The 9,019-nt window shown below is 64.4% G+C and carries 9 protein-coding genes; 7 read left to right on the top strand and 2 right to left on the bottom strand.

The window, feature by feature from the left end; translation table 11 throughout:
• Window positions 1-125: 125 nt before the first annotated feature.
• The 7 genes from KJP30_RS22365 (at window position 126) to KJP30_RS22335 (ending at window position 7,436) form a co-directional block, all read left to right on the top strand.
• Window positions 126-812: an adenylate kinase gene (locus KJP30_RS22365; protein ID WP_218451666.1), complete on the top strand. Its 687-nt coding sequence runs from the start codon at window positions 126-128 to the stop codon at window positions 810-812.
• Window positions 813-891: 79 nt separating this feature from the next.
• Entirely contained in the window at window positions 892-1,179 is a 288-nt protein-coding gene (locus KJP30_RS22360; protein WP_218451652.1) for a DUF4212 domain-containing protein, read from the top strand.
• A 6-nt stretch (window positions 1,180-1,185) separates the two neighbouring features.
• The gene (locus KJP30_RS22355; protein ID WP_218451645.1) at window positions 1,186-2,973 is read left to right on the top strand and encodes a sodium:solute symporter family protein; all 1,788 of its coding nucleotides are present in this window, start codon (window positions 1,186-1,188) and stop codon (window positions 2,971-2,973) included.
• A gap of 108 nt (window positions 2,974-3,081) precedes the next feature.
• Window positions 3,082-3,642, top strand: a complete 561-nt coding sequence (locus tag KJP30_RS22350; protein ID WP_218451644.1) for a dihydrofolate reductase family protein — start codon at window positions 3,082-3,084, stop codon at window positions 3,640-3,642.
• 3 nt (window positions 3,643-3,645) lie between these two features.
• Window positions 3,646-5,469: a DUF294 nucleotidyltransferase-like domain-containing protein gene (locus KJP30_RS22345; protein WP_218451643.1), complete on the top strand. Its 1,824-nt coding sequence runs from the start codon at window positions 3,646-3,648 to the stop codon at window positions 5,467-5,469.
• Between the two features lie 56 nt (window positions 5,470-5,525).
• Window positions 5,526-6,026, top strand: a complete 501-nt coding sequence (locus KJP30_RS22340; protein ID WP_218451634.1) for a hypothetical protein — start codon at window positions 5,526-5,528, stop codon at window positions 6,024-6,026.
• 3 nt (window positions 6,027-6,029) lie between these two features.
• Complete coding sequence (locus tag KJP30_RS22335) at window positions 6,030-7,436, top strand: 3'-5' exonuclease (protein WP_218451633.1); 1,407 nt, start codon at window positions 6,030-6,032, stop codon at window positions 7,434-7,436.
• On the opposite strand, the gene KJP30_RS22330 is transcribed toward KJP30_RS22335, so the two are convergent.
• Together KJP30_RS22330 and KJP30_RS22325 are read right to left on the bottom strand one after the other, a co-directional pair.
• Complete coding sequence (locus tag KJP30_RS22330) at window positions 7,433-8,071, bottom strand: 3-hydroxyacyl-CoA dehydrogenase family protein (RefSeq protein ID WP_218451631.1); 639 nt, start codon at window positions 8,069-8,071, stop codon at window positions 7,433-7,435. The genes KJP30_RS22335 and KJP30_RS22330 overlap by 4 nt on opposite strands.
• Window positions 8,064-8,960: a helix-turn-helix transcriptional regulator gene (locus tag KJP30_RS22325; RefSeq protein ID WP_218451629.1), complete on the bottom strand. Its 897-nt coding sequence runs from the start codon at window positions 8,958-8,960 to the stop codon at window positions 8,064-8,066. The genes KJP30_RS22330 and KJP30_RS22325 overlap by 8 nt, the downstream gene beginning before the upstream one ends.
• Between the last annotated feature and the right edge of the window lie 59 nt (window positions 8,961-9,019).

The raw sequence follows: 9,019 nt of genomic DNA, 5'->3' as shown, positions 1-9,019 counted from the left end.
GCGCCGCATCCTGCGCAAGATCGCCGAAAACGACTACGGATCCCTCGGTGACACATCAACACTCGCAGACCCGACCGTCGTCGATGACCTCATCCAAAACAGAATGAACAAGGCGTAAGACGATGATGGATGGAGCAAACACCCCCGCCACCGCCCCCGTTCTGATCCTGCTGGGCCCTCCGGGGGCCGGCAAGGGCACGCAGGCCCGGATGCTTGAAGAACAGTTCGGACTTGTCCAGCTGTCGACAGGCGACCTGCTGCGCGCTGCCGTCGCGGCAGGCACCGAAGCCGGACAGCGCGCCAAGGCGGTGATGGAAGCGGGCGAACTGGTCAGCGACGACATTGTCATCGCCATCCTGCGCGACCGGCTGGCCGAAGAGGACTGCGCCAAGGGCGTGATCCTGGACGGATTCCCGCGCACCACGGTGCAAGCCGAGGCGCTGGACGGCCTGCTGGCCGAGAGCGGTCAGAAGATCAACGCCGCCGTCAGCCTTGAGGTGGACGACGCCGCCATGGTGACGCGGATTTCCGGCCGCTACACCTGTGGCGGCTGCGGCGAGGGCTATCACGACAGCTTCAAGCAGCCCGCCACCGAAGGCACCTGCGACAAATGTGGCGGCACCGAATTCAAACGCCGCGCAGATGACAACGCCGAGACCGTCGCCGCACGGCTTGAGGCCTATCACGCCCAGACCGCACCGCTGATCGACTACTACGCCGGCCAGGGCGCGCTGATCGGCATCGATGCCATGGGTGAGATCAACGAAATTGCCGGGAAGCTCTCGGCGATCGTGAAGACCGCCACCGCCTGAGGCGGCGGCGCGAGACAGGACAACCCGCCGCGCCGGCCACGTGCGGCGGGTCAATGGAGGAAAGAGGAGGACCCGCATCATGGCGGATCAAACATCTCAAGGCGTTGACGCCACCAAGAAGTCCGACGCGGCTTATTGGGCGGCCAACGTGCGTATCATTGTCATCAGCCTCATCATCTGGGCGCTGGTGTCGTTCGGCTTTGGCATCCTGCTGCGCCCGCTGTTGTCCGGCATCGCCGTGGGCGGCACCGACCTTGGTTTCTGGTTTGCGCAGCAAGGCTCGATCATCGTCTTTCTGGCGCTGATCTTCTTCTACGCCTGGCGGATGAACAAGCTCGACAAAGAATTCGGCGTCGAGGAGGAGTAAGACGTTATGGATCAGTTTACCATCAACCTGCTGTTCGTGGGCGCCTCCTTTGCGCTTTACATCGGCATCGCGATCTGGGCCCGCGCTGGGTCCACCTCGGAATTCTATGCCGCCGGTCGCGGCGTTCACCCGGTCACCAACGGCATGGCGACGGCAGCGGACTGGATGTCGGCGGCCTCGTTCATTTCGATGGCGGGCCTGATTGCTTTCACCGGCTATGACAACTCGACCTTCCTCATGGGCTGGACCGGTGGCTACGTGCTGCTGGCGCTGCTGCTTGCGCCCTACCTGCGCAAGTTCGGCAAGTTCACCGTGTCGGAATTCATCGGCGACCGTTTCTACAGCCCGACCGCGCGCCTTGTGGCCGTGATCTGCCTGATCGTCGCCTCGGTCACCTACGTGATCGGCCAGATGACCGGCGTGGGCGTGGCCTTTGGCCGCTTCCTCGAGGTGTCGAACACCACCGGCCTGCTGATCGGTGCCTGTGTGGTCTTTGCCTATGCCGTCTTTGGCGGCATGAAGGGTGTGACCTACACGCAGGTGGCCCAGTACTGCGTGCTGATCATGGCCTACACCATCCCGGCCGTCTTCATCTCGCTGCAACTGACCGGCAACCCGATCCCGGCCCTCGGCCTGTTCGGAGACCATGCCGCCTCGGGCGAGCCGCTGCTGGCCAAGCTGGACGCCATCGTGGCCGAACTTGGCTTCAACGAGTACACGGTTCACCACGGCGACACCTTCAACATGGTGCTCTTCACCCTGTCGCTGATGATCGGCACCGCGGGCCTGCCCCACGTCATCATGCGGTTCTTCACCGTGCCCAAGGTGGCCGACGCACGCTGGTCCGCCGGCTGGGCGCTGGTCTTTATCGCGCTGCTTTACCTGACGGCCCCGGCCGTGGGTGCCATGGCGCGCCTGAACATCACCGACATGATGTGGCCGAACGGCGCATCGGGCGAACCGGTTTCGGTTGAAATGATCGAAAGCGACGCGCGCTATGACTGGATGGCCACCTGGCAACAGACCGGCCTTCTGGGCTGGGAAGACAAGAACGGTGACGGCAAGATCGCGTATTTCAACGACAAGGACGCCGACACGCTGGCCAAAATGCAGGCCGCCGGTTGGGGTGACGCGAACGAGCTGACCAACTTCAACCGCGACATCCTGGTTCTGGCTAACCCCGAAATCGCCAACCTGCCCGGTTGGGTCATCGGCCTTGTCGCTGCGGGCGGTCTTGCCGCCGCGCTGTCCACCGCCGCCGGTCTGCTGCTGGCCATCTCTTCGGCGGTGTCGCACGACCTGATGAAGGGTCAGCTGACCCCGAACATCAGCGAAAAAGGCGAACTGATGTCGGCCCGGATCGCAATGGCCGTCGCCATTGCCGTCGCCACTTACCTGGGTCTGAACCCCCCGGGCTTTGCGGCGCAGACCGTGGCCCTGGCCTTTGGCCTTGCCGCAGCCTCGATCTTCCCGGTTCTCATGATGGGCATCTTTACCAAGGTGAACAACAAGGGCGCCGTGGCCGGTATGCTGGCCGGTCTGATCGTGACGCTGGTCTACATCTTCCTGCACAAGGGCTGGTTCTTTGTGCCGGGCACCAACAGCTTCACCGACGCCGATCCGCTGCTGGGCACCATCAAGTCCACCTCCTTCGGGGCCGTGGGTGCGATGATCAACTTCGCGGTTGCCTTCACGGTGTCCAAGATGACCCAGCCGATCCCGCAAGAGATCGAAGACCTCGTGGAATCGGTACGCGTGCCGCGCGGTGCCGGTGCCGCCGTGGACGGTCACTGATGGTCACGGCCGTCCCTGCGACGGCCCGCCCCCTTCGCTTTGGTCCCGTCCGGCGCTATGCCGGGCGGGACTTTCTTTTTTGCCTCAGCCCTTTGCCGGAGCCCTCTCATGACCACCGGACATGTCTTCATCGCCATGAGCCTTGACGGGTTCATTGCCCGTGAGGACGATAGCCTTGACTGGCTGATGGCCTATCACGCCCCGGACGAAGATCACGGATTTGACGCCTTCATGGCCTCGGTCGACGGGCTGGTCATGGGCAGCGGCACCTTTCGCACCGTGCTGGGATTTGGCGGAGAATGGCCCTACAGCAAACCCGTGATCGTGCTCAGCCGCAGCATGACCGAGGACGACATTCCCGACCCCCTCAAGGGGCGCGTGCGGCTGTCCCGCCTCTCGCCGCCCGAACTGATGTCCGAGCTGTCGCAGCAGGGATGGCAAAGGGTTTATGTGGATGGCGGATCGGTGATCAGATCCTTCCTTGCGGCGGGCCTGATCGCCGACATGGAACTGACCATAGTGCCCGTCCTGATCGGCAAGGGCCGTCGCCTGTTCGGCGACATGGACCTGAAAACCGACATCGGTCTGACGCTGGAACGGGTGCGGCGCTATCCTTCCGGCCTTGCGCTGACGCGCTATTCCGTTTCCCCTTCGCTTTCGGAGGACTGACCCATGCCCATTGCCCCCACCGATCTTCTGCGCTTTCTGACCGCCGTCCATCCCTATGACGCGCTGGACCGCGAAACGCTGGAGGCGCTGTTGCCCGCCTTTCGCCCGCAGGCCATGGCCGCCGACCAAGAGATCTACAGGCTGGGCGAGCCGCTGGAAGGGCTGTACCTGATCCACAGCGGCGCGGTCGAGGTGCGTGACCAGAACGGAGCGCAGATCTCGCTTCTGGGGCCCCGCAACTCCTTTGGCGAACGCGGTCTTACGCGGGACGGACTGGCCGCGACCAGCGCCCGCACGCGCGAGGACTCGCTGCTGCTGGTGTTGCCCAAGGCGGACTTCCTGCGGCTGGTGGACACCCAGCCCGCCGCCAAGAAATTCTTTGATCGCCAGCGTGCGCCGAAACCGAAACGCGCCGATCTGGCCACCAGCCGGGTGGAAACGCTGATGGCACCGGCGCCGCTGACCTGCCCGCCGGACACGCCGGTGCAATTCGCGGCACAGTTGATGCATTCGCGGCATATCTCCTCGGTCTGCATCACCGAAGGCAAGGTGCTGCGCGGCATTGCCACGATCCGCGACATTTCCGGCAAGGTCGTGGGTGGCGCCCTGCCCTATGACACGCCCCTGTCCGAAATCATGACAGCCGATCCCCTGACCTTGCCGCCGTCCGCCATTGGGTCGGACGTATTGCATATGATGATGGAACGGCGCATCGGCCATGTGCCCGTCACCGAGGGCGGCAAGCTGGTCGGCATCGTCACGCAGACGGATCTGACCCGCTTTCAGGCGATGACCTCGGCCGAACTGGTGTCCGAGATTGCCCGCGCGCCGGACGCACAGGCCATGGCCCGCGTCACCGCCCGCATCCCGCAACTGCTGGTGCAACTGGTGGCAGGCGGCAACCGGCACGAGGTCGTCACCCGGCTGATCACCGACATCGCCGACACGGCGACCCGTCGCCTTCTGGCGCTGGCCGAAGACCAGCTTGGCGCGCCGCCGGTACCCTATCTCTGGGCCGCCTGCGGCAGCCAGGGACGGCAGGAACAGACCGGCGTATCCGATCAGGACAATGTGCTGATCCTCTCTGACGAGGTGACAGAAGAGCACATGCCCTATTTCGAGGCGCTGGCAAACTTTGTCTGCGACGGGCTGAACACCTGCGGCTATGTCTATTGCCCGGGCGACATGATGGCCACCAACCCGCGCTGGTGTCAGCCGCTGCGGGTCTGGCGGCAGTATTTCGACCGCTGGATCACGAAACCCGACAACGAGGCTCAGATGCTGGCCTCGGTCATGTTCGACCTGCGCCCCATTGGCGGCACAACCGCCCTGTTCGAGAACCTGCAAGAAGACACGCTGGCGCGCGCCGCCAAGAATTCGATCTTCGTGGCGCATATGATTTCGAACTCACTCAAACACACGCCGCCGCTGGGTCTGTTGCGGGGGTTTGCCACCATTCGGTCTGGCGAACACAAGAACCAGCTGGACATGAAACACAATGGCGTCGTGCCGGTGGTCGATCTAGGCCGCGTCTATGCGTTGCAGGGGCAACTGGCCCAGGTCAACACCCGCGCCCGGCTGGAGGCCGCGATGACCGCAGGCGTGCTGAGCCAGTCCGGGGGCCAAAGCCTGATCGACGCCTATGACCTGATCGCCGAGACCCGGCTGGAACATCAGGCCGCCCGGATCAAGGCTGGCGGCGCGCCGGACAACTACCTTGCCCCCGCCGATCTGTCGGATTTTGAGCGGAGTCATTTGCGTGACGCCTTTGTCGTGGTCAAATCGCTGCAATCCGCCGTGGGTCACGGCAAGGGCATGTTGACATAGGGCCGTTGTGCCAGCGCCAAGGGGAAGGCGCGGGCCAGCGGTGAGGAGGAGTAAAGATGTTTCTGGAACTGATCGCCGTCTTCATGGCGGGCTTTGCGGGCGCGGGTGTGATGATGCTGCTGTCCTGGCTTTCGGGACGGCGTCTGCCGCGCTGGATCGTGCCGCTGGGCGCCGGGGCCGCGATGCTGATCGCGGGCATCGCCAGCGAATACAGCTGGTACAACCGCACGGTTCAGAACCTGCCGGACGGGCTGACCGTGGCGCAAAAAATCGACAGCCGCGCGGCCTGGCGTCCATGGACCTATATTTACCCGCTGACGGATCGTTTCGTGGCCGCCGACACGGGCAGCCCGCTCAAGAACGCCGAACAGGAAAACCTCTACCTTGTGAACCTGTATTTCTACGGGCGCTGGCGCACCAACCAGATCGTGCAGGTCATGGTCGACTGCAAGGACATGCGCCGCGCCGATCCGGTGCTGGGCGATGGCTCGCCCCCGCTGTGGCGCGATGTCGGTGCAAAAGACCCCATCGTCAAGACCGTCTGCGCCGAGGTCTGAGCCATGAGCCACCTTAGCCTGCGCCTGCGGATCTTCCTGTTTTTCTGCCTGATCGCCCTTGGCGGCACCGTCATTGTTCTGGCGGCGCTGTGGGTTGGTCATGGCCGCGCACTACAGACCGGGCCAGCGGACGGTTTCCTTTTTGCCGGTATCCTTGCAACCTTTGGCCTTGTGGCCCTTTGCGCCGGGATATGGCTGCTGTTCGACGAAAACGTCGCCAAACCGATCGAGCGTCTGTCGGCGCAACTGCGCGCCCGCGCCCATGCGGGGATCAACACAGAAGTGAACACCGAAGCGGCCCGCTACCTTGGCGATCTGGCCCCCGCCGCCAGTGCGATCACAGCGGCGCTGTCCGAAAGCACGGTTTCGACCGCCGAACGGATTGCCGCGGAAACCGAGCGGTTGGCGGCGGAAAAGGAACGGCTGACCGCGCTGCTGACCGAAATCCCGGTGGCGACCCTGTTGATCAATGCCCATGACCAGATCGTCCTTTATGACGGGCAGGCGGCCGAGGTGCTGGCTCAGCAGGCCGTGCCGCGTCTGAATGCGCCGCTCAGCGATTACTTTGACCCCGCGGGGCTGACGGCCGCCCGGACGGCGCTGATGAAATGCGGCAAGGAAATCAGTCGCACGCTGGAAGGTCTGGACGGGCAGCAAAGCTATGAGGCCCGACTGAAGCCGACCGAAGGCGGCGGCTATATGATGATCATCGACGCCGCACATATCGAGATCCCGCCCGAGGCCGCGCGCCCTCTGATCTACGACTTTGACCTGTTGCAGGCTCGCGGCGGTTCCCGGATCGACGACCTGCCGCTGTCGGCGCTGACCTTTACCGTCTTCGACACCGAGACCACCGGGCTGTTGCCGCACAAGGACGAGATCGTACAGATCGGCGCGGTGCGCGTGGTCAACGGGCGGATCATCGAAGGTGAACAAATCAATCAGCTGGTCGATCCGGGCCGCCCGATCCCGCCCGCCTCGACCAAGGTGCACAAGGTCACCGACGCGATGGTGGCCGGTCAGCCGAACATCGCCCGTGCCGGCCGGCTGTTTCACGGGTTTGCCCGGGATTCCGTGATCGTGGCCCATAATGCGCCGTTCGACATGGCCTTTCTGCAACGGCACAAGGCGCGCATGGGCGTGGTCTGGGATCATCCGATCCTTGATACGGTGCTGCTTTCGGCGGTTCTGTTCGGCGCGTCCGAAACGCATACGCTGGATGCGTTGTGCCAGCGGCTGGGGGTCACGATTCCCGAAGCGCTGCGGCACACGGCGCTTGGCGACGCGCGCGCCACGGCAGAGGTGCTGGTGCGGATGCTGCCGATGCTTCAGGCGCGCGGTCTGACCACCTTTGGCGCGGTCATCGAAGAAACCCGGCGACATGGTCGCCTGCTGGAAGACCTGAATTAGTCCGGGCCACCGGGCAGCCGCCCACGCTCCAGCCCTGCAACCATGCGCAGGGGCACCTTGCCCTCGTCCCGCACAAGGCGGACCATCCGGGACAGGTCTGCCGGGTCCAATCCACGCGCCCATGTCAGGATGCCGCCCCTGGCGGCGGGAAAGCCCGCCCCCTCGACCGATGCCGCGTCAATCGCAGGCGCAGCGATGCCTTCGGCAAGGGCCTCGGCCGCGGCGGCCACAAGGGCGGTCAACATTCTGTCGAGGATTTCTTCGGGGCTGTAATCCACCCGGTTCAAACGGTGGAAATGCGCCTCTTCCAGCGCAAGATCCGCCACGATCGGATCATCGACCTTTCCATTGCCGCCGGGATAGCGATACCAGCCCGCGCCGGTCTTGCGCCCCAGTTTGCCCAATTCCATCATCCGGGGCAGGATCGGCAGGCCCTTTGGCCCCTTCCCGGCGCTCTGGCGCGCCCATGCAAGATCCAGCCCGACACGGTCCTCGACCTCGAAAGGTCCGGCCGCGAAGCCAAAGGCCTCTAGGGCCTCGTCCACTTCCCACGGGGTCGACCCGTAAAGGAACACCGCCTCGGCGGCGTCGCGAAACGCCATCCGCAGGCGTTCGCCCAGAACCGCGTCAGCCAAGGAAATGCTCTGCCGCAATCAGCGCCAGCAACCGGTCCCGCGTCTCTCGCAGCGTGGCACCGGATGTTTCCAGATGGGCATGGGCGCGTTCGTACAGCGCCTCGCGCGCCTGAAGGATCGACTTTAGCTGAGCCATGGCTTCTGGCTGGCCGGCCATCGGGCGTTCATCTCCCTGTGCCCGCACGCGCGCCATGTGATCCTCGGGCGCGGCCTTGAGCCAGATCGTGTGGAAATGCGACAGCAGGCGGTTGTACGTGGCCGGTTCGGCCACAATGCCACCGCCAACCGCTAGGATGACCTGATCATGGGTGGCGACCACGCGGTCCAACGCATCCGCCTCCAGCTTGCGATAGCCCTCTTGACCATAAAGCGCCATGATCTCGGCCACGGGCATGCCACCGATGTCCGCAATCTCCTGATTCAGTTCCACGAAAGGCACGTCCAGCGCGGCCCCCGCCATCCGGCCCAGGGTGGATTTGCCCGCGCCGCGCAGACCGACCAGACAAACCCGCTGTGCCCGCCGTCCGCCCGGCGCACCATCCAGCAAGAGGTCGCGCACCTGCGCCTGAAGCGGAGCCTCGGCCTGACGGTACATCTCGGCCATGTGCAGCACGTCCGACGTCCATGGATCATCCGCGCCCACCAACCATTCGATCCGCAGGTCCAGCGCCTCGGCCACACGGCATAACAAACCGATCGAGATATTCCCCGCCCCGCTTTCGAGTTGCGCAAGATAGCGCGGCGAGACGCCGGATTTGTCCGAAAGCACCCGGCGCGAGATGCCGCGCTGTTCCCGCGCCTGCCGCACCCGCTGCCCGACACGTTCCAGCAACAGTGCCACGGCACCGTGTTCGGTCTCATCCTGTGTTGCAACCGACCGTTCCGCCACGCTGTCCCCTTTTGCCTTGCGCCCTGATCTATGAACTATAGTGCATAGCCCAAAAAACA

The sequence above is a fragment of the Antarctobacter sediminis genome (genome assembly GCF_019218285.1).
GTDB classification, from domain to species: Bacteria; Pseudomonadota; Alphaproteobacteria; order Rhodobacterales; family Rhodobacteraceae; genus Antarctobacter; species Antarctobacter sediminis.
Note: the sequence above shows the minus strand (reverse complement) of the source record. Positions and strands in the feature narration are given on the sequence as shown.

Bases quoted from the DNA above. Each gene is read 5' to 3' on its own strand.
- KJP30_RS22360 (WP_218451652.1), top strand. From the start codon at position 892: ATGGCGGATCAAACATCTCAAGGCGTTGACGCCACCAAGAAGTCCGAC.
- KJP30_RS22365 (WP_218451666.1), top strand. From the start codon at position 126: ATGGATGGAGCAAACACCCCCGCCACCGCCCCCGTTCTGATCCTGCTG.
- KJP30_RS22345 (WP_218451643.1), top strand. From the start codon at position 3,646: ATGCCCATTGCCCCCACCGATCTTCTGCGCTTTCTGACCGCCGTCCAT.
- KJP30_RS22340 (WP_218451634.1), top strand. From the start codon at position 5,526: ATGTTTCTGGAACTGATCGCCGTCTTCATGGCGGGCTTTGCGGGCGCG.
- KJP30_RS22350 (WP_218451644.1), top strand. From the start codon at position 3,082: ATGACCACCGGACATGTCTTCATCGCCATGAGCCTTGACGGGTTCATT.
- KJP30_RS22355 (WP_218451645.1), top strand. From the start codon at position 1,186: ATGGATCAGTTTACCATCAACCTGCTGTTCGTGGGCGCCTCCTTTGCG.
- KJP30_RS22335 (WP_218451633.1), top strand. From the start codon at position 6,030: ATGAGCCACCTTAGCCTGCGCCTGCGGATCTTCCTGTTTTTCTGCCTG.